The sequence below is a fragment of the Streptomyces sp. Y309 genome (assembly GCF_056712025.1).
Genome location: NZ_CM160048.1, coordinates 9095817 through 9116596, shown reverse-complemented (window position 1 = coordinate 9116596; position 20780 = coordinate 9095817). Strand labels below are relative to the sequence as shown.

Annotated in this window: 21 protein-coding genes and 1 pseudogene; 17 read left to right on the top strand and 5 right to left on the bottom strand. The window is 71.4% G+C overall.

The window, feature by feature from the left end:
• Positions 1 to 19: 19 nt before the first annotated feature.
• Positions 20 to 136: pseudogene (locus tag AC0KTA_RS38370) on the bottom strand (carbamoyltransferase C-terminal domain-containing protein); the annotation flags it as partial.
• Positions 137 to 259: 123 nt separating this feature from the next.
• Between AC0KTA_RS38370 and AC0KTA_RS38365 the strand changes: the two are divergent.
• The 3 genes from AC0KTA_RS38365 (at position 260) to AC0KTA_RS38355 (ending at position 4083) form a co-directional block, all read left to right on the top strand.
• Positions 260 to 898, top strand: coding sequence for a (2Fe-2S)-binding protein (locus AC0KTA_RS38365; RefSeq protein ID WP_481052814.1), 639 nt, complete (start codon positions 260 to 262; stop codon positions 896 to 898).
• On the top strand, positions 895 to 1887 hold the full coding sequence (locus AC0KTA_RS38360; RefSeq protein WP_481052813.1) for an FAD binding domain-containing protein: 993 nt from the start codon (positions 895 to 897) through the stop codon (positions 1885 to 1887). The genes AC0KTA_RS38365 and AC0KTA_RS38360 overlap by 4 nt, the downstream gene beginning before the upstream one ends.
• Positions 1888 to 1968: 81 nt before the next feature.
• A complete protein-coding gene (locus AC0KTA_RS38355) occupies positions 1969 to 4083 on the top strand; it encodes a xanthine dehydrogenase family protein molybdopterin-binding subunit (RefSeq protein WP_481052812.1) in 2115 nt (704 codons plus the stop codon).
• A 67-nt stretch (positions 4084 to 4150) separates the two neighbouring features.
• Here the strand turns inward: AC0KTA_RS38355 and AC0KTA_RS38350 are convergent, their stop codons facing one another.
• Together AC0KTA_RS38350 and AC0KTA_RS38345 are read right to left on the bottom strand one after the other, a co-directional pair.
• Positions 4151 to 5332 (bottom strand): hypothetical protein, encoded by a 1182-nt coding sequence (locus AC0KTA_RS38350; RefSeq protein ID WP_481052811.1) that lies wholly within the window; start codon positions 5330 to 5332, stop codon positions 4151 to 4153.
• A 676-nt stretch (positions 5333 to 6008) separates the two neighbouring features.
• On the bottom strand, positions 6009 to 6419 hold the full coding sequence (locus AC0KTA_RS38345) for a Fur family transcriptional regulator (protein WP_481052810.1): 411 nt from the start codon (positions 6417 to 6419) through the stop codon (positions 6009 to 6011).
• Positions 6420 to 6547: 128 nt separating this feature from the next.
• Here AC0KTA_RS38345 and AC0KTA_RS38340 point away from each other — a divergent pair, with 128 nt between their 5' ends.
• Positions 6548 to 6790 (top strand): hypothetical protein, encoded by a 243-nt coding sequence (locus AC0KTA_RS38340; RefSeq protein WP_481052809.1) that lies wholly within the window; start codon positions 6548 to 6550, stop codon positions 6788 to 6790.
• Positions 6783 to 8999 carry a catalase/peroxidase HPI gene (gene katG / locus AC0KTA_RS38335; RefSeq protein ID WP_481052808.1) on the top strand — a complete coding sequence of 739 codons (2217 nt, stop codon included), beginning with the start codon at positions 6783 to 6785 and terminating at the stop codon, positions 8997 to 8999. The genes AC0KTA_RS38340 and katG overlap by 8 nt, the downstream gene beginning before the upstream one ends.
• Positions 9000 to 9050: 51 nt before the next feature.
• Here the strand turns inward: katG and AC0KTA_RS38330 are convergent, their stop codons facing one another.
• Together AC0KTA_RS38330 and AC0KTA_RS38325 are read right to left on the bottom strand one after the other, a co-directional pair.
• Positions 9051 to 9305, bottom strand: a complete 255-nt coding sequence (locus AC0KTA_RS38330) for an EF-hand domain-containing protein (protein ID WP_481052807.1) — start codon at positions 9303 to 9305, stop codon at positions 9051 to 9053.
• A gap of 98 nt (positions 9306 to 9403) precedes the next feature.
• Entirely contained in the window at positions 9404 to 10468 is a 1065-nt protein-coding gene (locus AC0KTA_RS38325; RefSeq protein ID WP_481052806.1) for a glycoside hydrolase family 5 protein, read from the bottom strand.
• 287 nt (positions 10469 to 10755) lie between these two features.
• Between AC0KTA_RS38325 and AC0KTA_RS38320 the strand changes: the two genes are divergently transcribed.
• The 12 genes from AC0KTA_RS38320 (at position 10756) to AC0KTA_RS38265 (ending at position 20766) form a co-directional block, all read left to right on the top strand.
• On the top strand, positions 10756 to 11163 hold the full coding sequence (locus AC0KTA_RS38320) for a hypothetical protein (protein WP_481052805.1): 408 nt from the start codon (positions 10756 to 10758) through the stop codon (positions 11161 to 11163).
• A 61-nt stretch (positions 11164 to 11224) separates the two neighbouring features.
• Complete coding sequence (locus AC0KTA_RS38315; protein ID WP_481052804.1) at positions 11225 to 11797, top strand: phage tail tube protein; 573 nt, start codon at positions 11225 to 11227, stop codon at positions 11795 to 11797.
• Between the two features lie 36 nt (positions 11798 to 11833).
• Complete coding sequence (locus AC0KTA_RS38310) at positions 11834 to 12136, top strand: hypothetical protein (protein ID WP_481052803.1); 303 nt, start codon at positions 11834 to 11836, stop codon at positions 12134 to 12136.
• A 14-nt stretch (positions 12137 to 12150) separates the two neighbouring features.
• A complete protein-coding gene (locus tag AC0KTA_RS38305) occupies positions 12151 to 12519 on the top strand; it encodes a hypothetical protein (RefSeq protein WP_481052802.1) in 369 nt (122 codons plus the stop codon).
• A gap of 30 nt (positions 12520 to 12549) precedes the next feature.
• The gene (locus tag AC0KTA_RS38300; RefSeq protein ID WP_481052801.1) at positions 12550 to 13128 is read left to right on the top strand and encodes a hypothetical protein; all 579 of its coding nucleotides are present in this window, start codon (positions 12550 to 12552) and stop codon (positions 13126 to 13128) included.
• 43 nt (positions 13129 to 13171) lie between these two features.
• Positions 13172 to 14347: a phage tail family protein gene (locus AC0KTA_RS38295; RefSeq protein ID WP_481052800.1), complete on the top strand. Its 1176-nt coding sequence runs from the start codon at positions 13172 to 13174 to the stop codon at positions 14345 to 14347.
• 9 nt (positions 14348 to 14356) lie between these two features.
• Positions 14357 to 15322 carry a phage distal tail protein gene (locus AC0KTA_RS38290; protein ID WP_481052799.1) on the top strand — a complete coding sequence of 322 codons (966 nt, stop codon included), beginning with the start codon at positions 14357 to 14359 and terminating at the stop codon, positions 15320 to 15322.
• Between the two features lie 61 nt (positions 15323 to 15383).
• The gene (locus AC0KTA_RS38285; protein ID WP_481052798.1) at positions 15384 to 16430 is read left to right on the top strand and encodes a hypothetical protein; all 1047 of its coding nucleotides are present in this window, start codon (positions 15384 to 15386) and stop codon (positions 16428 to 16430) included.
• 5 nt (positions 16431 to 16435) lie between these two features.
• Positions 16436 to 17527, top strand: coding sequence for a hypothetical protein (locus AC0KTA_RS38280; protein WP_481052797.1), 1092 nt, complete (start codon positions 16436 to 16438; stop codon positions 17525 to 17527).
• Complete coding sequence (locus tag AC0KTA_RS38275) at positions 17527 to 17748, top strand: hypothetical protein (RefSeq protein WP_481052796.1); 222 nt, start codon at positions 17527 to 17529, stop codon at positions 17746 to 17748. Before AC0KTA_RS38280 ends, AC0KTA_RS38275 begins: the two co-directional genes overlap by 1 nt.
• Before the next feature lie 106 nt (positions 17749 to 17854).
• Positions 17855 to 19714, top strand: a complete 1860-nt coding sequence (locus AC0KTA_RS38270; RefSeq protein WP_481052795.1) for a hydroxysqualene dehydroxylase — start codon at positions 17855 to 17857, stop codon at positions 19712 to 19714.
• A gap of 125 nt (positions 19715 to 19839) precedes the next feature.
• A complete protein-coding gene (locus AC0KTA_RS38265) occupies positions 19840 to 20766 on the top strand; it encodes a glutaminase (RefSeq protein ID WP_481052794.1) in 927 nt (308 codons plus the stop codon).
• Positions 20767 to 20780 lie beyond the last annotated feature (14 nt).

Below are 20780 nucleotides of genomic sequence, written 5' to 3'. Positions count from 1 at the left end.
ACGGCGCGGAGGCGACGGCTCAGCGGTCCTTCTTGGTGACCACGAACCGGTCGATGACCAGGTAGTCGATCTCGGTGGCGAGGAAGCACTCCAACGCGTCCCGCGGCGAACAGACGATGGGCTCACCGGCCACGTTGGAAGGATCGCCGGGGGCGGCCCTCGTCCGGCGTCGCCCGGCGTGCCGGGGTGTGTCAGGTGTGGCAGCTTGGGCACGCGGTCTGCACGGCACCACAGCCCGTACCGGAAGGTCATTCACGCCATGGGCAGCGACATCCACGACGGCGGCGCGGGCGGCGAGCGTACGACGTCGGCCACCGAGCACGGTTCCGCCGCTACCGAGCACCGGTCCGACACGGCGAAGCACCGGTCCGAAACCACGGAGCACCGTTCCGAGACCACGCTCCGGGTCAACGGCAAGCCCCACACCCTCGTCGTCGACCACCGGCGCGTCCTGCTCGACCTGCTGCGCGAGGATCTCGGCCTCACCGGCGCCAAGAAGGGCTGCGACCACGGCCAGTGCGGGGCCTGCACGGTCCTGCTCGACGGGCGTCGCGTGAACAGCTGTCTGCAGCTCGCGGTCGCCCTGGACGGCAGCGAGGTGACGACGGTCGAGGGGCTCGCGGGCGACGGCGAGGAGCTGCACCCGCTGCAGCGGGCCTTCCTCGACCGTGACGCCTTCCAGTGCGGGTACTGCACGCCGGGCCAGATCTGCTCGGCGCTCGGCGCCCTCGACGAGGCGGCGGCCGGCCATCCCTCGCACGTCACCGCGCCCGCTGTGCCCTCGGGCCGGCCCGTCCCGCTGGACCCGGACGAGATCCGCGAGCGGCTGAGCGGCAATCTGTGCCGCTGCGGCGCCTACCCGCGCATCGTCGAGGCCGTGGAAGACGTGGTCCGGTGAAGCCCTTCCGATACGTACGGGCCGCGAGCGTCGAGGAGGCGACCGAGGCGTACGCCGCGCACCCCGGCGCCCGCTACCTCGGCGGCGGCACCAACCTCGTCGACCTCATGAAGCTGGGCGTGGAGCGCCCGGCCGTCCTCGTCGACGTCAGCCGACTGCCCCTGAACGTGGTGGAGCCACTGCCCGACGGCTCGCTGCGCGTCGGCGCCGCGGTGCGCAACAGCGACCTCGCGGCGCATCCCCTCGCCCGCGACCGCTATCCCGCGTTGTCACAGGCGCTGCTCGCGGGCGCCTCCGGCCAGTTGCGCAACGCCGCCACCACGGGTGGAAACCTGCTCCAGCGCACCCGCTGCCCGTACTTCCAGGACGTGTCCAAGCCGTGCAACAAGCGCGAGCCCGGCAGCGGCTGCGGCGCCCGTGACGGTGTGCACCGGGAGCACGCGGTGCTCGGCCACTCCGAGCAGTGCGTCGCCACCCATCCCTCGGACCTGGCCGTCGCGCTGGCGGCGCTCGACGCGCAGGTGGAGCTGTACGGGGACCGGGGCGCCCGGACCGTTCCGGCGACGGCGTTCCACCGGCTGCCCGGGGAGCACCCGGAGCGGGACACCGAGATCCGCCCCGGCGAGCTGATCACGTCGGTGGTGTTGCCCCCGGCCACGGCCGGGCTGCCCTCGGCCTACCGCAAGGCCCGCGACCGGGCCTCGTACGCGTTCGCCCTCGCGTCCGTCGCGGTGGTGCTGCGGGTGTCGGACGGCGTGGTCGCGCACGCGGGGATCGCTTTCGGGGCGCTGGCCCACCGGCCGTGGCGGGCGCGGCGGGCCGAGGAGGCGCTCCTGGGCGGGCCCGCAACCCCGGCCGCGTTCGAGCAAGCCGTCGACCTGGAGCTCCGCTCGGCCCGGCCGCTGCGGGACAACGCCTACAAGGTGCCGCTCGCCCGCGGCATCGCCGTCGACGTCCTGACCCGGCTCGCCCCGGCCGCGGCGGCCTGAGCCGGGAGGCCCCGAAGCGTGGCCGCGAGGGCCGAACCGCCTTGTCCACGGGCCCGAACCGTCGTCTCACAGGAGGACTCCATGGCAGGCACCGGCACCGCGCTCGGCGCTCCCGCCGAGCGCCGCGAAGGGCACCTGAAGGTCACCGGCGGTGCCCGCTATGCCGCCGAGCACGCCCTGCCGGACCGCGCCCAGGCCTGGCCGGTGCCCGCCACCGTCGCCCGCGGCCGGGTCACGGCCGTCGACGCGACGGCCGCCCTGCGCCTGCCCGGGGTCCTGGCCGTACTCACGCACGAGAACGCTCCCCGGATCGCGGAGCCCGAGGACCCCATCCTCGGGGTGCTGCAGAATCCGGCGGTGCCGCACCGCGGCTGGTTCGTCGCCCTGGTCGTGGCCGAGTCGCTGGAGGCCGCCCGCGCCGCCGCGGCCGCCGTACGGATCGAGTACGCCGAGGAGGACCACGACGTCACCCTGACGACGGATCACCCCGACGCATACGAGCCCGAGAGCGTCAACGGCGACCACCCCACCCGCCGCGAGCACGGCCGGCGCGAGAGCGTCTCCCCCGCCGTCCGCGTCGACGCGGCCTACGACGTGCCGCCGCTGCACAACCACCCCATGGAGCCGCACGCCAGCACCGCCCACTGGGACCAGGGCCACCTGACCGTGTACTCCTCCAGCCAGGGCGGCACGACGGTGCGCGCGACACTCGCCGCGCTGTTCGGGATTCCGGAGGAGCGAATCACCGTGGTCGCCGACCACGTCGGAGGCGGCTTCGGCTCCAAGGGCACTCCGCGCCCCGATGTCGTACTCGCCGCGATGGCCGCCCGCGAGACGGGCCGCCCCGTGACTGTCTCGTTCCCCCGCCGCTTCCTGCCCGCCGTCGTCGGCCACCGCGCGCCCACCCTGCACCGGATCCGCCTGGGCGCCGGCACCGACGGCCGGCTGACCTCCCTGACCCACGAGGTCACCACCCACACCTCGCGCATCAAGGAGTTCGTGGAGCAGGCGGCGGTGCCCGCGCGCGTCATGTACGCCGCGTCGCACAGCCTCACGGTCCACCGCGTGGTACGGCTCGACGTGCCCACTCCGTCGTGGATGCGCGCTCCGGGCGAGGCCCCCGGCATGTACGCCCTGGAGTCCGCCCTCGACGAGCTCGCGACCGAACTCGGCATGGACCCGGTGGAGTTGCGGATCGTCAACGAGCCGGAGCGGGAGCCGGACACCGGCAAGCCGTTCAGCAGCAGGCATGTCGTGGACTGTCTGCGCGAGGGCGCCCGGCGCTTCGACTGGTCCCGGCGCGATCCGCGGCCCCGGTCCCGCGCGGAGGGGCCCTTCCTCATCGGTACGGGCGTGGCGTCGGCCACCTACCCGGTGCTGGTGTCGCCGTCCACCGCTGAGGCCCAGGCACTGCCCGACGGCACCTTCGTGGTGCGGCTCAACGCCACCGACATCGGCACCGGCGCCCGTACGGTGCTCGCCCAGGTGGCGGCGGACGCCCTGGGTGTGCCGCTGGACCGGGTGCGCACCAAGGTGGGCAGCAGCGATCTGCCGTCGGCTCCGCTGGCGGGCGGCTCGTCGGGGACCGCTTCCTGGGGCTGGGCCGTGCACGACGCGTGCGACGCGTTGGCGGCACGGCTCGCCGCGCATGCCGGACCGCTGCCCGCGGACGGGCTCACCGCCACCGCGGACACCTCGGGCCGGGCCGACGCCGAGGGCCCCTACGCGCGCCACGCCTTCGGAGCGCACTTCGCCGAGGTCGGCGTCGACACCGTCACGGGCGAGGTCCGGGTCCGCCGTCTGCTGGGGGTGTACGCGGCCGGGCGGATCCTCAACGCCCGTACCGCGCGCTCCCAGTTCGTCGGCGGCATGACCATGGGCCTGGGCATGGCGCTCACCGAAGCCGCCACGATGGACGCGGCGTTCGGCGACTTCGTGGAGTGCGACCTGGCGTCGTACCACGTGCCCGCGCACGCCGACGTACCAAGCATCGAGGCGCACTGGCTCGACGAGACCGACCCCCACCTCAACCCGATGGGGAGCAAGGGAATCGGCGAGATCGGCATCGTCGGCACCGCCGCCGCCATCGGCAACGCGGTCCACCACGCCACGGGCGTGCGCTTCCGTGCGCTGCCGCTGACACCGGACAAGGTGCTGGGCGGGCTTGCGGGTTGGCCGGATGATCCTGCGGGTTGACCCGCACGGGCAGGGCCCGCGTCGAGCGTGACCGGCCCGCGCGGGTCGTCCCGGACCGTACGCCCGGTCAGGCTTCGAGGCGTTCCGTGTACGCCTCGGTCGGCGGGGCCGGCGTGCGGCTCGTCATCCCCGCCGACCAGAATCCGCCGGTGCCGGGTATGGGGGTCACGTCGTTGAGGTACGGCGTTGCCGTGCCGGCGGGGCCGCGTACGACGGTCCAGGTGGCGCCGTCCTTGCGCAGGTACGTGGAGCGGCTCTGGTCCTGGTAGTTCCAGCCCGATATCCAGGCGGCGCGGCCCTGCGCGTCGGCGGCGATGCCGCTCAACGACCCGACGTTGAAGCCGGGTTCCAGCCGCGTCCAGGCCGTGCCGTCCCAGTGGGCCAGGGCCGGGTTGCCGGGGCGTCCCGGCGGTCCGCCGACGCCCGCCTCGGTGCCCACCGCCCAGACGTCGTCCGCGCCGTCCGGGTGCACATCGCTGATGGTCAGACGGGCACCCCAGATCGACGGAAGGACCGTCCACGATCCGTTCCAGCGCGCTACAAGTCCCATCCAGCCGCCGCCACTTGCCTGGTCGCCGCTCACCCAGACCTCGCCGGATGGGCGCGGCACGATCTGGTACAGGTCGGCGCTCGCGACGGGCAGGGGGTCCAGCCAGCGCCACCGCTTGCCGTCCCCGAGCAGCAGGCGGGCGGCGCCGCCTCGGCTGCCGCAGATCCACACCCGCCGGTCGGGGCCGACGGCCACCGAGTTCAGCCGGACGTCCGGCTCACCCTGCCCCGGGAAGGGGGTCTCGCGCCAGGTGGTGCCGTCCCAGCGGAGCAGCGGGCTCGCCTGCCCTGCGGCCAGGCCGACGCTCCACGCCGAGGTGGCGCAGGTGACGGCGACGTCGTTCAGCCGCGTGTGGCCCAGGTGCGACAAATCGGTCTTCGACCAGGTCGTGCCGTTCCAGAGCATGGCCAGGGCATGTCCTCCCGTGGGTCCGCCGAGGTCCTCCTCGCCGACGGCCCAGGCCAGTTGGGGTCCGGCGGCGGAGATCCGGCGCAACTGCGCGACGGGGATACTGCCGGGCGCCGGCACTGCCTGCCAGCCCTGCGCCCGGCGTGCCGAGCCGTTCGTACGGGACGATCCGTTCGTACGGGACCATCCGTTCGTACGGGACGTCGCCTCGGTGGCCCGGACGGGCCCCGCACCGAGCGTGATCCCCGAGAACGCGCCGATCGTTCCTGCCACGAATTGTCTGCGTCTCATCGATGGCTCCTTCCGCGCGGGTAGGGCGGACCACCCTGAACCAACGAAAGTCCGGGGTCTAGCCACACACGTGACAAATCCCGACCCGGCACGAATCCTTGCCGCTGCATTTCGGCCAGTTGTAGCCTGACGCAGGCAACTCACCGCCTCGACCGAAAGGAACCGGCTCGTGGGTAATGCGTCCCCCTCGGACACCGCTCTGACCAGCACCGTCGTCGCCCAGGAATTCGCCCGCTGGAGCCCTCCGCTCCGGCAGGAATTCGTCGACAACGCGCACAACGGCTGCATCGGCCAGTCGCTGTTGAACGAGACCGATTCCGTACGCGTCCGGGAGACTTGTGGAGCCGTGCCAGCAGGAACAATTCGGCGATGGTGCCGGTGATACCGGCCTTCTAACCGACGGAGTTGCCGATCAGGCCGCGGCCCTCGCGCGGCTTTCCCTCGCGCATCTCCTTGATCAGGATCATGGGTATGCCGCGCCGTGGCCGTACGGACTGAGCCGGGCTGTCACCGACGGCAACGCGAGTCCTTCGGCGAGGCCACACACCACGCCCTCGGCGGAGGGTTTGGCGATGGGGTGCGTCGGAAGCCAAGGCTCCGCCCCGCCCAAGGGGTCTCCCTCTCGGTGCCGGTGGGCGCGGTCAGCGCGGTGTGGTCGGCCCTCCAGCAACATCATCTAGGTGCAGGACGGGCACAGCCCTCGATAAGTGACCTCCACCTCGGACACCGTGAAGCCGAAGCGCTCCTCCTGCGGGAGGTCGGCCAGGGGGTTGCCGGTCGGGTGGACGTCACGGATGGTGCCGCAGTTTGAACAGATCAAGTGCTGGTGCGGTTGGTGCGCGTTGGGGTCGTAGCGCTTGGCGCGGCCGTCGGTGGAGACCTCCATGACCTCACCGAGGGACACCATCTCGCCCAGGGTGTTGTAGACCGTCGCACGGGAGATCTCGGGCAGCAGGCGCGCCGCGCGCGCGTGCACCTCGTCGGCCGTGAGATGCACGTGGTCGCCGTCGAGGACCTCGGCCACGACACGCCGTTGAGATGTCACTCGCCAGCCACGTCCTCGCAGCCGCTCCAGCAGGTCACTCATATCGTTCACCTATCCAGGCTCGATGGAGTACGCGGAGTTTACCGGTAGCTGTATGGAATCCGAATGGATATGGATCAGTTGAGCTTCTTGACCTGGACTCCGTCCATCGTAGGATCGGTTCCCCGACGATGACCGACGATGACCAAGGGATCGGACAGTTCGGCGTCGACTCTGCCGGGCCGAACGTTGTCCGGCTGCCCGACCAGTTCGACGGCACCGTCTCGATCGACGAGGCCATGGCCATCCTCCGGGGCCCGCGCCCCGACCGCTCCACGCTCCGACCGTTCCACGCTCCGACCGCTCCACCGCGCAGTTCTCCGAGCATCACGATCCGCCCAGTTCGACCCGTTCGAAAGGATTCCCATGGCTGAGAACCCGGACGCAATCGTCACCGACCCCAAGCTTGAGGGCACAGAGGGCTGCCCGGTCCCGCACGGCCGTGCCCCTCATCCCACGCAGGGCGGCGGCAACCGCCAGTGGTGGTCGGACCGGCTCAATCTGAAGATCCTCGCCAAGAACCCCGCCGTGGCCAACCCCATGGGCGAGGAGTTCGACTACGCCGAGGCCTTCAACTCCCTCGACCTCCCGGCCGTCAAACGCGACATCGCCGACGTGCTCACCACCTCGCAGGACTGGTGGCCCGCCGACTTCGGCAACTACGGCCCGCTGATGATCCGCATGGCCTGGCACAGCGCCGGCACGTACCGCATCAGCGACGGCCGCGGCGGCGCCGGCGCCGGTCAGCAGCGCTTCGCGCCGCTCAACAGCTGGCCGGACAACGCGAGCCTCGACAAGGCCCGCCGTCTGCTGTGGCCGGTCAAGAAGAAGTACGGCAAGAACATCTCCTGGGCCGACCTCATGGTCCTCACCGGCAACGTCGCCCTGGAGACGATGGGCTTCAAGACCTTTGGCTTCGCCGGCGGCCGTGAGGACGTGTGGGAGCCGGAGGAGGACGTGTACTGGGGTCCCGAGACCGAGTGGCTCGGCGACGCGCGCTACACGGGCGACCGCGAGCTGGAGAACCCGCTCGGCGCGGTCCAGATGGGCCTCATCTACGTCAACCCCGAGGGCCCGAACGGCAACCCGGACCCGATCGCGGCGGCCCGCGACATCCGGGAGACGTTCCGCCGCATGGCGATGAACGACGAGGAGACCGTCGCGCTGATCGCCGGTGGCCACACCTTCGGCAAGACCCACGGCGCGGGCCCCGCGGACAACGTCGGCGACGACCCCGAGGCCGCGCCGATGGAGCAGCTGGGCCTCGGCTGGAAGAGCACGCACGGCACCGGTGTCGGCAAGGACGCCATCACCTCCGGCCTCGAGGTGACCTGGACCGAGACGCCCACCCAGTGGAGCAACCTCTTCTTCAAGAACCTCTTCGAGTACGAGTACGAGCTGACCAAGAGCCCGGCCGGCGCCCACCAGTGGGTGGCGAAGAACGCCGAGGAGATCATCCCCGACGCGTTCGACCCGTCGAAGAAGCGCCGCCCGACGATGCTCACCACGGACCTCTCGCTGAAGCTCGACCCGGTCTACGAGCCGATCTCGCGGCGCTTCTACGAGAACCCGGAGGAGTTCGCGGACGCCTTCGCCCGCGCCTGGTACAAGCTGACGCACCGCGACATGGGCCCGATCGTCCGCTATCTCGGCCCGGAGGTCCCCTCCGAGGTGCTGCTGTGGCAGGACCCGCTGCCGGCGCGCGAGGGCGCGCTGATCGACGCCGCGGACATCGCCTCCCTCAAGGAGCGGATCCTCGGCTCGGACCTCACGGTCGCGCAGCTCGTCTCCGCCGCCTGGGCCGCGGCCTCGTCCTTCCGCGGCAGCGACAAGCGCGGCGGCGCCAACGGCGCCCGCATCCGCCTGGAGCCGCAGCGCGGCTGGGAGGTCAACAACCCGGACCAGCTCGCTCAGGTGCTGCGTACGCTCGAAGGCATTCAGGAGTCCTTCAACTCCGCGGGCGGCAAGCAGGTCTCGCTGGCCGACCTGATCGTGCTCGCCGGTACGGCGGCCGTCGAGCAGGCGGCCAAGGACGGCGGCGTCGAGGTCGAGGTGCCCTTCACGCCGGGCCGGGTGGACGCCACGCAGGAGCAGACGGACGTGGAGTCGTTCGCCGCGCTGGAGCCGACCGTCGACGGGTTCCGCAACTACGTCGGCAAGGGCAACCGCCTGCCGGCCGAGTACCTGCTGCTCGACAAGGCCAACCTGCTGACCCTGAGCGCGCCCGAGATGACCGTCCTCGTCGGCGGCCTGCGCGTCCTGGGCGCCAACCACGCCCAGTCGAAGCACGGCGTCCTCACCGACAGGCCGGGCACGCTGACGAACGACTTCTTCGTCAACCTGCTCGACCTGGACACGACGTGGAAGTCGACGTCCGAGGCGCAGGACGCGTTCGAGGCCCGTGACGCCTCCGGTGTGGTCAAGTGGACCGGCACCCGCGCCGACCTGGTCTTCGGCTCGAACTCCGAGCTGCGCGCGGTCGCGGAGGTCTACGCGAGCGACGACGCGAAGGAGAAGTTCGTGAAGGACTTCGTGGCGGCGTGGACCAAGGTCATGGACCTGGACCGGTTCGACCTCGCCTGACCAGGGTGTCCAGGCCGGCCCGCCGGGCCGGCCTGGACGTCCGGTCCGGTGTCAGCTCCAGCCGAACCGGCGGTCCACCACCGCCGAGAACTCCTCCAGCGTCAGCACCGCGTCCCCGTTCTGGTCGGCGGCGTCGAACAGCGCCGATGACGCCTCCGCGTCCCCCACGGCCCAGAAGGGCAGATCACCCGAGGCGGCCAGGGACGGGCCCTTCGTCCGCAAGGCGGTGATCACCTCCTCGCGGGTCAGCGTCCCGTTGTGGTCGAGATCGAGCGCCTCGAACAGCTTCCGGGCCTTCTCACTCATCGGTCGTCCTCGTCCCTCTCGTCGGCAGGCGGGCCGCCCCGCCGCACTCAAGGACGCAAACGACGTCCGCCCCGTTCCGGTTCCGCCCCCGACCCCGCTCAGAAGTCGTCCGCGGTGCGCACCCGCTCCCGTATCCACACACCGGCCGACTTGAGCGAGCCCGTGCCCGTCCAGGGGCCGTTCGCGTCGCAGGTGCCGGACTTGAAGATGGCCCCGGTGCGGTTATCGTCGGAGAAGTTCCAGTTGACCCAGCTGATCTTCTTCGCGGCCATCAGGTCGAGGTACTTCTGCGACATGGTGAAGTCGTTCGAGCCCTCGCCCGCGTAGTTCTGGGTGCCGAACTCCGTGACGAACACGGGGAGTTTGTCGGCCGCGCGCGACAGCGTGTTCAGGTACTCGTCGCGGTGCGAGTACGCGTAGAAGTGGAAGGTGTACATGATGTTCCCGGCCTTCACCGGGTTGTTCACCACCTCGGTCTCGCTCCCGTCCTCCGAGACCCCGAACGACGACCAGGCGCGGGTGCCGACCAGGACCGGGGCGTCGGCGTCGATGTTCCTGATCACCGGGATGATCTGTTCGGCGTAGGACTTGATGCGGCTCCAGCTCACCCCGCTGGGCTCGTTGGCTATCTCGTACAGGACGTTGTTCTTGCCTTTGTGCCGCTGGGCGATCTCGGTGAAGAAGGTCTTCGCCTTCGCGAGGTTGGCGTGCGGGTCGCCCGGGTCGAGCATGTGCCAGTCGACGATCACGTACATGCCGCGGGCGGTGGCCTTCTCGATGAGGGAGTGGGCCAGATCGGTGAACTTGCGCGGGTTGGTCTCGTACCCGCCTTCCTGCACATACGTGGAGACGCGCAGGACGTCGGCCTTCCAGTCGCCGGCGAGGGCGTCGAGCGATCCGTCGGTGAGACAGTTCGCGTACCACTGGGTGCCGTGGCTGCTCATGCCGCGCAGCTGGACGGCCTTGCCGTTCTGATTGCACAGCTTGGTGCCGCAGACCGTGAGCTGTCCGTTGGCGGCGACCGGGGAGTCGGCGGCGGGGCGCGGGACGGCGGGGTTCGCGGGGGCGGAGCGCGCGGCGGTGGCGGTGGCGGACGGGGCGGCGGCGACGACGGCTGCGACGAGCGCGGCGGCGAGGGTGACTGCGGGGCGGAGTGGTCTCACGGTGGGCTCCGAGGCGTTGGAGGTTAGGAACCTTTCCTAACGGTTGGATACCAGCACCAGACCCGCCTCACAAGGTTCATGACAAAAGACGGGGACTGCGCGGCCCGGCCTCCAGCCTCGAGCTTCCGGTCATTCGGCACGCCCAGCACGAACTGCCCCATATTTCAGGCCAGTTGACGGAGCATCACGTTCCGATACACAGTCACCACCCTTTCCCTGCAAGCTCATTGCACCCACTTCACGCGCCCCCCACAATGAGCGTCCCGGACCACGCAAGGAGTCTGCGCGTGAGTGATCCGCCCATCGTGTTCCCGGACGTCGAACGCCTCGTCGTCGACCACCTCAAGAGCCGTCCCGAGCTGGCCGGAGTCATCGTCGACAACCGCACGCCGCCGGGTTTCGACGGCACTCAGAAGGCCGTTCTGGTCTCCCGGGCGGGCGGGGCGTGGGTCGACGACCAGCACCTCGACCTGCCCCTGATCGACCTGGAGGTCTACGGCCCCGACAAGCCCACGGCCCACACGGTGGCCTCCGCCGCCCGTACGGCACTGCTCACCGTGCGGGGCACCAAGTACGGCAGCGCGTACGTCACCGACGCCGTCGAGGCGGACGGACCGCGCTGGCTGCCCGACTACAACCGGCAGGCCGCCAGCCGCTATCTGTCCACCACCCGGCTCTCGATCCGCCCGGCCTGACGCGCCCCGCGCCCGAAGCCAGCCCGTAGGAGCCGACCCGTAGGAGCCAAGAGGAGCCAGCATGCCCGGAATGAACCCGAACGAGATCCGTGTCGCCGGTACGGGACGCATCCTCACCGCCGACCCCGGCACCCTGGTGCCCGCCGACGTGACCGCCAACTGGGCCGCCGGCTGGCGGGACCTGGGCTACACCACCACCGACGGCATCCGCTTCAACAAGAAGGACAAGATCGACCCGGTGGACACCTGGCAGTCGGTCAGCCCGGCCCGCTTCGTGTACTCCGACCGCGACCTCACCGTGAAGTTCGCGCTGCTCCAGCTCAACGAGGACACGCTGCCGTACTTCTTCGGCGGCGGCGCGGTCAAGGAGACCGCCGAGGGCTCCAAGCTCTACCGGTACGAAGTGTCCGCGGAGCCCAAGAAGGACGAGCGGATGCTCGGCGTGGAGTTCGCGGACGGCGACACGATCAAGTACCGCTTCGTCATCGACCGTGGTCAGGTCACCGAGACCGACGAGTTCCAGCTCACCCGCACCGCGTCGGTCAAGCTCGGCGTCACGTTCACCGCGCTCGCCGTGGACAACACGAAGCCGCTTGCCACCTGGATCACGAACGACCCCGCCTTCGCCAAGTAGCCCCGCGGGCCACCGCACTCCCGACCGAGGAGCCGTATGCCTGACACGTCTGGCCCTTTCAACGTCAACGCCGCCCGCGCCCAGCGGCTCGAATCGCTGGGCCTGAAGTGGGAGTTCCAGGTGGACGGCGACACGTTCTCGCTGCCCACCGAGATCCCGCGCCGTTCCGCCGAGGCACTCACCTCCCTGGGCGACGACGACCTGGACGGCCTGCTGGCCCTGCTGCTCGGCGAGGAGCAGTACAAGCGGCTGGGCGACCACGACCTCAGCGTTCAGGACGTGGCCGCCATCCTCAACGCCTACGGCGAGGCGACGGGACTGAGCGTGGGGGAAGGCTGAGCCTCGGCGCGCTCGTGGAGGAGCACGCCGAGGCGCTGGAGGCGGATCTGCTGCGGTACTACGGCGTCGACCTGCTCGACTGGTACCGCGACGAGCTGTCCTCGCGGCGCCTCTCCGTCCTCGTCCGGCATCTGCCGCGGGACAGCGCGTTCCGGCTCGCGCACGAGGGGGAGGCGGCGCAGTGGTCGCTGACGGACCATCTGCTGGCCGCCGTGGTCGACCATCTGGCCATCGCGAACTGGATGTTCGCGTCCGTCAACCGCGACGAGGACGAGGCGGCCCCGGAGCCGCCGCAGCCGGTGCCCAGGCCCGGCGCGGAGCCGGACGCTTCGCCCGCCCCCGAAGGGCCCGGCCCGGCCGAGCTGGCCCGCTTCTTCGGATGACAGCCCCTACGGAGCCACCACGGAGCACCCATGGCAAGCGTCGACGAGCGCCTCAAGAACCTGGAAGCGGCACACCAGGCCTTCACCTGGAAGCTCGAGCGCGGGCTGGCGAAGGTCGACGCGGTGGCCTCGGTCACGGAAGTCACCGCGCTGAAGAAGGAGTTCGCCCTCGCCACCAGCAGTTTCAAGCTGTTCAGCTACGACTTCAACCTCATGGAGCGGTTGCAGAAGGCACGAGAGGAGCAACGCCTTGCAGCGGCGGGCCTGCGGCCCGAGGACCTCAAGCGGTCCATTGCGGCCCTGGAACAGGACGTCAAGAACCGCGTCGCGCTGCTGCGCAGATCCCTCACCCGGTCCACTGTCAGGGCCCGGCAGGACCGGCGCACCACCCTCGCCGCCAAGTCGACCGCCGAGCGGGCGCTGCGCACCGCCCGGGACGGCGTGCGCAAGGCCGAGGCCGCGCTGCGGCGGCAGCGCACCGCGTCCCGCGCGGCGGGGCGCGGGCCGCAGACCGCGCAGCGGGTGGACGTACGGAACATCGATCAAGCCGCCCGGGCCCTGCGTGAGTTGGAGAACCGGGTGAACGGGCTCGCCCGCGCCCTGAGCTGACCCTGCTCGGCAGGAGCCGCCAAGGACCGAAAAGAGGCACCCCATGTCACTCGTGCAAGCGCTCAACCGCTCCGCCTCCGGCTTCCGCGGCCTGCGGACGAACGCGGGGCAGGCCGAGTCCGGGGTCGGCAGGCTGCGGTCCACGGTCCAGTCGACGGACCGCGCCGTGACCCGGATCAAGGCCGGGCTCGACCGCACGGCCAGTTCGTTCCGCGGGGTCAAGACCCAGGCCGACGCCGCCGCCCGCAGCGCGCGGCAGGCCGACCGGGCCATGGACGGGGCCGGGAAGTCGGCCAGGCGCGGCGGCGGCCTGATGGGCCGGATGAAGACGGGGCTGCAGGGCGTCACCACCGCGCAGCGCGGCCTGAACACGGCCATGAAGGCGAACATCTTCGGGGCGATCATGGCGCTGCTGCTCCCGCTGATCACCAAGCTCATCGACATGGCGATGCAGTCCAAGACCGTGCAGCGCATCGTGCGGACGGCGTTCCGGATCATCGGGCAGGTCATCGGTACGACGATGCGCGCGGCCCGGCGGATCGTGCAGACGACGTGGAACGCCATCAAGGTCGCCTTCCAGGTGGTCCTGAAGGTGATCTGGACCGTCGTCAAGACCTACTTCACCATCTACAAGACCATCATCACGACCGTCATCCGCGCCGTCCTTGCCGTGATCAGACCGGCCCTGAACTTCCTCCGCGAGCGCATCCCGGCGGCGTTCCGCGCCGTACGCGACGGTCTGCACCGGGCCTGGAAGGGCCTCGCGGGATTCACCAAAGGGGTCTTCAACAGTGTGCTCGGAGCCGTGAAGGGGCCGATCAACGCGGTGATCGGCCTGGTCAACTCGGCCATCCGGGCGCTGAACACGGTGAAGGTGACCATTCCGAAGTGGGTGCCGAAGTTCGGCGGCCAGAGCTTCGGCGTCAACCTCCCGACGATTCCCACGCTGGCGCAGGGCGGCATCGTGCTGCCGCGCGCCGGCGGCACGCTCGCCCTGCTCGGCGAGGCGGGGCAGGCCGAGGCCGTGCTGCCGCTCAGCAGGCTGGAGGCGCTGCTCGCCCGCGGGATGCGGCCGGGGGTGGGGGCGGTCGGCGCGCTCGGCCCACGGCCGCGGGGCGCGGACGGCGGAGTCGTGATCGAGAACTACTACGAGGCGCGGAGCGGCAGCGCCCGGCAGACCGCCGAAGAGCTGATGTTCCTGATGAAGGCCAGGGGGTGAGGTGAGGGGATGACTGCGGGCATGCGGATGACCGGAGGCGTGACGTACGGCAGTGGCGCGCTCGGCACGGCGGGGGTGACCACCGGGGAGCCCGGGGCTCTGATCACCACGGACGGACAGGTGCAGTGGGCGGATCTCCTGATCGGCCCCGGCACCGTCTTCTGGGTCGCCGCCGAGGGGCTCACCGGCTGGGAGGAGCTGCCGGGCCTGGAGTCCTCCGACGCCAACCGCCCGGCGGGGCACGGCGGTTGGCCGGGCACGCAGTGGGCGCAACCGCGCACCGTCACCGCGCAGCTGTGGCTCGCGCCCGACCCGGACGGTGGCCCCGACGCGGCGCTCGCCGCCCTGCGCGCGCTGCGCTCCGCCACCGCCGTACACGACGAGGAGGAGTGGCTCGCGGTGCGGCTCTACGGCGAGACGCTGGCCGTCAGGGCGCGGGTCGTGCAACGCGTGGTGCCCACGGACCGGCAGTTCCTCGCGAGCCGCCTCGCCAAGGCCACGCTCCAGTGGAAGGCCATGGACCCACGGCGGTACGAGAGCGTCGCGCGCCGCGCCACGGTCGGCCTGCCGCGCCGCGAGCCGGGCCTGACCTGGCCGCTGACGTGGCCGCTGGACTGGGGCACCCCGGGGTCGGTCGGCGAGGTGACGGTGGAGAACGCGGGCAGCGCCCCCGCCCACCCGCTGATCACGTTCACCGGGCCGTGCGCCACGCCACGCCTTGCCAACCACAACGACGGGACCTGGCTGGAGTACGACATCGCGCTGTCCCAGGGCGATGTGCTGGAGATCGACACCGCCGAGGGGACAGTGCTGTTCAACGGGACCGCGTCACGCCGCCACACCGCGACCGTCGGCAGCGTCCCGGAGGAGCTGTTCACCCTCTCCCCCGGTGCGTCCCGGCTGTCCTTCCGGGCCGAGTCCGGCGACGTGGAGCTGGCGTCGGCCACGGTCGCCTGGCGCTCGGCCGAATGGTGAGGCCCGCCTTCGGCGCGCGCCGCCGCGCCCAGCCCATCGACCGTCACCTTTGGAGAGTTCCATGACGATACGTTCCGCATGGCATCTGCCCACCGGGCAGACCCGGGAGGACACGCGGCTCGCCGCGAGCCTCGGGATGGCTTCCTCCGGGCCCCTGACCGCCCGTGGCGGCTGCGCCGTCGGCGGCTTGCAGCTGACCGGCACGGCGGCCACCAGCATGCAGGCCCGCCTGTCCCCCGGGCGGCTGTGGGTGCCCGGCGGCTCCGCCGCCGCCCAGGGCGGCTACCCGGTCACCGTGGACGCCGACACGCAGCTCACCTTCGCCGACGGCCACGCCACGCTGCCGCGCGTCGACGCGCTCGTGGTGCGGGTGTACGACGCGGACTACGACGCGTCGGGCCGCTACGAGGCCGTACTGGAGATCATCCAGGGCACACCTGCCAGCGCGCCGGTGCCGCCCGCACTGCCCAAGAGTGCCGAGCTGCTGTACGAGGTGTCGGTACCGGCGGGCGCCTCGGCGGCGCGGGGCATCACCTGGGCGTCGGCGGTCGCCGACCGGCGCCGCTACACCGCCGCGCTCGGCGGCATCCTGCCCGCCGGGGGCGGCTTCGGCGCCCGGGGCCACTACGTCGGCGAGTACCGGGATGTCAACGGGCGCCTGGAGCGCTGGGACGGCAACCGGTGGCTGCTCTACACCCCCAACGCCATGCTCAAGCACAACGCCGACCGCGGGAAGACCACGTCCGCGACCTACACCGAGACCCTCCTGGAGGTCGGTTCCAACCCCTTCGGCCTCACCTTCGTCGCACCGGCGTCGGGCTGGGTGCACATCGCCATCGGCGCGCACATGTGGGGCGAGGGCGGCAAAGAGGCCTTCATGTCGGTGAACGTGCGCCCCGCGGCGGGCGGCACCCCCCTGCTCACCGCCACCGACGACCGCGCGGCCCACCACAACGGGCCCGGCTCGGCCTCCACGTGCACCAACTTCCCGCTCGGCCAGCTCGCGCCGGGCGCCTCCTACACCGCCATCGCCGCCTTCCGGTCGGGCACCGCGGGCAACGAGGCCCTCTACGACAACCGCTTCGTCCGCGTCGACCCGGTGGTCTGACCCCGATGGACAGCCCGTACCTCGCGTTCTTCGCCGACCTGCGCACCAACACCCCGATCGACGTACTGCCGCTGCAGGGTCTGGAGTTCGACGACTACATCGGCAAGCCGGGCTCGCTCAGCGCGACCCTGCCGGTGCCCAACCGGCGGATGGCGCGGCGGGTCAAGGAGATCGTGGAGGGCCGTACCGCCGTCTATCTCGAACGCGGCGACCAGGTGTGCTGGGGCGGCATCGTGTGGACGCTCACCCCGGCCATGGACGAGCAGGGCCTGGTCACCGTCGCACTGCAGGCGGCCACCTTCGACTTGTACGCGGGTCGCCGCCACATCCGGCAGCACCTGGCCTACACCGACACCGACGACCTCACCATCGTGCGCCGCTTGTGGGAGCACATCCAGGCGGCGCCCGGCGGCGACATCGGCGTCGGCTACGCGCCCGCGCCGCCGGGCACGCGGCGCACGGTGACGTACCAGGACGGCGACGAGACGCTGGTGGAGGAGGCGATCCAGCAACTGGCCGCCGTGGAGCCCGGGTTCGAGTACCTCGTGAGCGTCTACCGCGACCCGGCGACCGGGCAGCGTGCCAAGCGGCTGCTGTTCGGCGCCCCGCGTCTGCACATCGGCGAGGGCACCACGGTCCTCGACCTGCCCGGCGAGATCCTCACGTACTCCTTCCCCCGGGACGCCACCCGCGGCGGCACGACCGCGCGCGCCCGTGGCGGCACCCCCGAGGGCGCCAAGGGTCCGGTCATGTCGGACGAGCACGTGGCGCAGGCCCTCATCGACGCCGGCTTCCCCCGCCTCGACACCACGTCCGACCACAGCAACGTCACCGACAAGGCGGCCCTCGACGCCCTCGCCCGCACCGAACTCGCCGCGCTCGGCGGCCCGGTCGTGATCCCGGCCGTCCGCGTCCGCCTCGACGCGGACACCTCGCCCTCGCTCCTGGGCACGACCGTGCGCCTGCGGATCCACGACGTGTGGTTCAGCCAGGGCCTCGACGCCTCGTACCGCGTCGTCGGCGTCAAGGTCACCGCCCCCGAACGGGGCCGCGCCGAGACCGCGGAACTCTTCCTGGAAGGTCTGGAGGCCGACTGATGCCGAATCTCCCCGAGGACATCGTGGACCGCATCAAGTCCCTGGAACGGCAGGTGCGGCAGTTGACGACGTACGTCAACACGCGGGCTGCGGCCCCCGCGAGGACGGCGGCGGACGTGGCCGAGAACACGGAGAACAACGAGAGCACCGAAAACGCCCAGACCAGCGAGCGGGAGGCGGGGAACGGAACGCCGCCGCCCGCCGCCGACCATGGCGCGTAACGGACGGTGTTCAACGGCACGCAGTTCAGTTATGGCACGCCTGTGGCTACTGTCGCCCGCGTTCATCCGAGGCAACGGGAACGCGGGAACGGCGGAGGTGGCACACGTGCCGGACGCACAGCACGGATACGAGGGCCCGACCGAGGGGATCGCCCACGAGGCGGCCCACGGGCCGACGGCTCACGAGACGGCCAGCGAGCCCGGACGCAGACAGGTCCTGCGCTACGGGGCCGCCGCCGCGGGCGCCCTGGGCGTCGTGGGGCTCACGCCCTCCCCACGGGCCACCGCGGCCGAGCCCCGAAAGGGCCGGAGGGTCGCGGTGCTCGGCGCGGGCGTCGGCGGCCTGACCGCCGCGCACGAGCTGGCCGAGCGGGGCTTCGACGTGACCGTGTACGAACGCAAGGAGCTGGGCGGCAAGGCCCGCAGCATCCCCGTGCCGGACACCGGTACGGACGGGCGCCGGGACCTGCCGGGCGAGCACGGGCACCGCGGCGTGTTCGGCTTCTACCACAACCTTCCGGACACCTTGCGGCGCATCCCGTACCCCGGCAACACCCACGGCGTTCACGACAATCTCACCTCCGTCCCGTGGATCGCGCTCGCACGCTCGGGCGGCCGGCCCGACCTGCCGATCCCCACCACCCCGTTCGAGGACCGGACGCTCGACGTGGACGCGCTGCTGCGCATGGTGGAGGGAGCGATCAATCAGCTCTTCCATCTCCCGGCGCACGAAGCAGCCTTCTTCGCCCGGCAGTTGGCCATCCTGATGACCAGCAGCCGGGAGCGCGCGTACGGCCAGTGGGAGCACGTCAAGTGGCTGGACTTCCTGGCCGCGAAGGGCAAGTCCGAGGACTACACGAAGCTGTTCGGCGGCGGCGCCCAGGTCATCCAGGCGCTCAAACCGCAGGACGCGAGCAGCCGCACCTGCGGGCAGGGCCTCGAGGCGATCCTCTTCTCCCTGCTGCAGCGCGGCGTCGACGGCCCGAGCGACCGGATCTTCAACGGCCCGACCAGCGAGGTCTGGATCGAACCCTGGGCGCGGCACCTGCGGGACCTGGGGGTGCGCTTCGCGATGGGACACACCATCGAGGCCCTGGAGCTGAACGGGGGCCGGATCACGGCCGCCCGCGCCGCTACCGCCGACGGCCCGGTGCGCGTCGAGGCGGACTGGTTCGTCGTGGCGGCCCCGACCGAACGTGCCACCCGCCTGTGGAGCCCGCAGATCCGCGCGGCCGACCGCCGGCTCGCGGCCATGGACAAGCTGCGGACGACGTGGTCCCACGGCATCCAGTACTTCCTGCACCGCCCGGTGCCCGTGGTGCAGGGGCATGTGGCCTACATCGACGCCCCGTGGGCGCTGGTGTCGATCAGCCAGTCACAGTTCTGGCGCTCCGATTTCGCCCGCACCTGGGGCGACGGCAAGGCGCGGGACTCGCTCTCCGTGGTGATCTCCGACTGGGAGAAGCCCGGCCTGCTGTACGGCAAGCCCGCCAAGCGGTGCACCCGCCGACAGGTCGCGGACGAGGTGTGGGCCCAGATGAAGGCCTCCCTCGAGGACACCGGCCGCGGCTATCTGCCCGACGACGTGCTGCACTCGTGGTTCCTCGACCCGGCCATCACCGAAACGGGTGGTCCCGAACTGGCCAATGACGAACCGTACTTGCTCAACGACGCCGGCTCCTGGGACCACCGCCCCGACGCGGCGACCGCGATCCCGAACATGTTCCTGGCCGCCGACTACGTACGCACCTACAGCAACGTCGACTTCACCTCGATGGAGACCGCCAACGAGGCCGGCCGGCGCGCCGCGAACGCCCTGCTGAAGGCCGCCGGTTCCGCCGCGGACCGCGCCCGCCTGTTCGCCGGGTACCGCCCGCCGGAGTTCGAGGCGGCCAAACACCTCGACGCGGCCCGCTACCGCCTGGGCCTGCCGCACGTCCTGGACACCCCCTGGCCGCTGCCCTAGAGCCCGACCCCTCGGAACCCGACACCTCACAGGCGGAGCGACACCTGATCGTGGGCACGCCCGCGCTGCCGTAAAGTACTGCGGACGCCTCACCGCATTACCGTACGAAGCCGGAGCAAGTTCCCGTGTCCGCGTCCCTGAAGTCCCTCCAGCCTGTCCTGGACCGCATCGCCACCGAGGTGCGGGCCCTGCCGGGCCGCGGGCGTCCCGCCGACTACATCCCGGCGCTCGCCTCGGCCGATCCCCGGCGCTTCGGCATGGCCGTCGCCGATCTCGACGGCACGGTCTACGGCGTCGGGGACTGGCAGCAGCCCTTCTCCACCCAGTCCATCACCAAGGTCTTCACGCTCGCCCTCGATCTCTCCCTGGAGGGCGAGCTGCTGTGGGAGCACGTCGGCCGTGAGCCGTCGGGCAATCCGTTCAATTCCCTGGTGCAGTTGGAGTACGAGAACGGCATCCCCCGCAATCCCTTCATCAACGCGGGCGCCCTCGTCGTCACCGACCGCCTCCAGACCCTGACCGGCGACGCCGCCGGCACCCTGCGCGACTTCCTGCGTGCCGAATCCGGCAACCACGGGCTGACCTTCGACGAGGGCGTCGCCGACTCCGAGACCGCGCACGGCGACCGCAACGCCGCGCTGTCCCACTTCATGGCGTCGTACGGCAACATCGCCAACCCGGTGCCCGCGCTCCTCGACCAGTACTTCCGCCAGTGCTCCATCGAGGCCTCCTGCGCCGACCTCGCCCTGGCCGCCGGGTTCCTCGCCCGGCACGGCATACGGGCCGACGGGTCCACGCTGCTCACCCGCAGCCAGGCCAAGCAGGTCAACGCGGTCATGCTGACCTGCGGCACCTACGACGCCGCGGGCGACTTCGCGTACCGCGTGGGCCTGCCCGGCAAGAGCGGCGTCGGCGGCGGCATCATCGCGGTCGTGCCCGGCCGCTGCACCCTGTGCGTGTGGAGCCCGGGCCTCGACCAGCGCGGCAACTCGGTGGCCGGGGTCGCCGCGCTGGACCGCTTCACCACGCTGACGGGACTGTCCGTGTTCTGACGCACAGCCGTGTT

Bases quoted from the DNA above. Each gene is read 5' to 3' on its own strand.
- AC0KTA_RS38365 (WP_481052814.1), top strand. From the start codon at position 260: ATGGGCAGCGACATCCACGACGGCGGCGCGGGCGGCGAGCGTACGACG.
- AC0KTA_RS38355 (WP_481052812.1), top strand. From the start codon at position 1,969: ATGGCAGGCACCGGCACCGCGCTCGGCGCTCCCGCCGAGCGCCGCGAA.
- AC0KTA_RS38350 (WP_481052811.1), bottom strand. From the start codon at position 5,332: ATGAGACGCAGACAATTCGTGGCAGGAACGATCGGCGCGTTCTCGGGG.
- AC0KTA_RS38345 (WP_481052810.1), bottom strand. From the start codon at position 6,419: ATGAGTGACCTGCTGGAGCGGCTGCGAGGACGTGGCTGGCGAGTGACA.
- AC0KTA_RS38340 (WP_481052809.1), top strand. From the start codon at position 6,548: ATGACCGACGATGACCAAGGGATCGGACAGTTCGGCGTCGACTCTGCC.
- katG (WP_481052808.1), top strand. From the start codon at position 6,783: ATGGCTGAGAACCCGGACGCAATCGTCACCGACCCCAAGCTTGAGGGC.
- AC0KTA_RS38330 (WP_481052807.1), bottom strand. From the start codon at position 9,305: ATGAGTGAGAAGGCCCGGAAGCTGTTCGAGGCGCTCGATCTCGACCAC.
- AC0KTA_RS38315 (WP_481052804.1), top strand. From the start codon at position 11,225: ATGCCCGGAATGAACCCGAACGAGATCCGTGTCGCCGGTACGGGACGC.
- AC0KTA_RS38310 (WP_481052803.1), top strand. From the start codon at position 11,834: ATGCCTGACACGTCTGGCCCTTTCAACGTCAACGCCGCCCGCGCCCAG.
- AC0KTA_RS38300 (WP_481052801.1), top strand. From the start codon at position 12,550: ATGGCAAGCGTCGACGAGCGCCTCAAGAACCTGGAAGCGGCACACCAG.
- AC0KTA_RS38295 (WP_481052800.1), top strand. From the start codon at position 13,172: ATGTCACTCGTGCAAGCGCTCAACCGCTCCGCCTCCGGCTTCCGCGGC.
- AC0KTA_RS38290 (WP_481052799.1), top strand. From the start codon at position 14,357: ATGACTGCGGGCATGCGGATGACCGGAGGCGTGACGTACGGCAGTGGC.
- AC0KTA_RS38285 (WP_481052798.1), top strand. From the start codon at position 15,384: ATGACGATACGTTCCGCATGGCATCTGCCCACCGGGCAGACCCGGGAG.
- AC0KTA_RS38280 (WP_481052797.1), top strand. From the start codon at position 16,436: ATGGACAGCCCGTACCTCGCGTTCTTCGCCGACCTGCGCACCAACACC.
- AC0KTA_RS38275 (WP_481052796.1), top strand. From the start codon at position 17,527: ATGCCGAATCTCCCCGAGGACATCGTGGACCGCATCAAGTCCCTGGAA.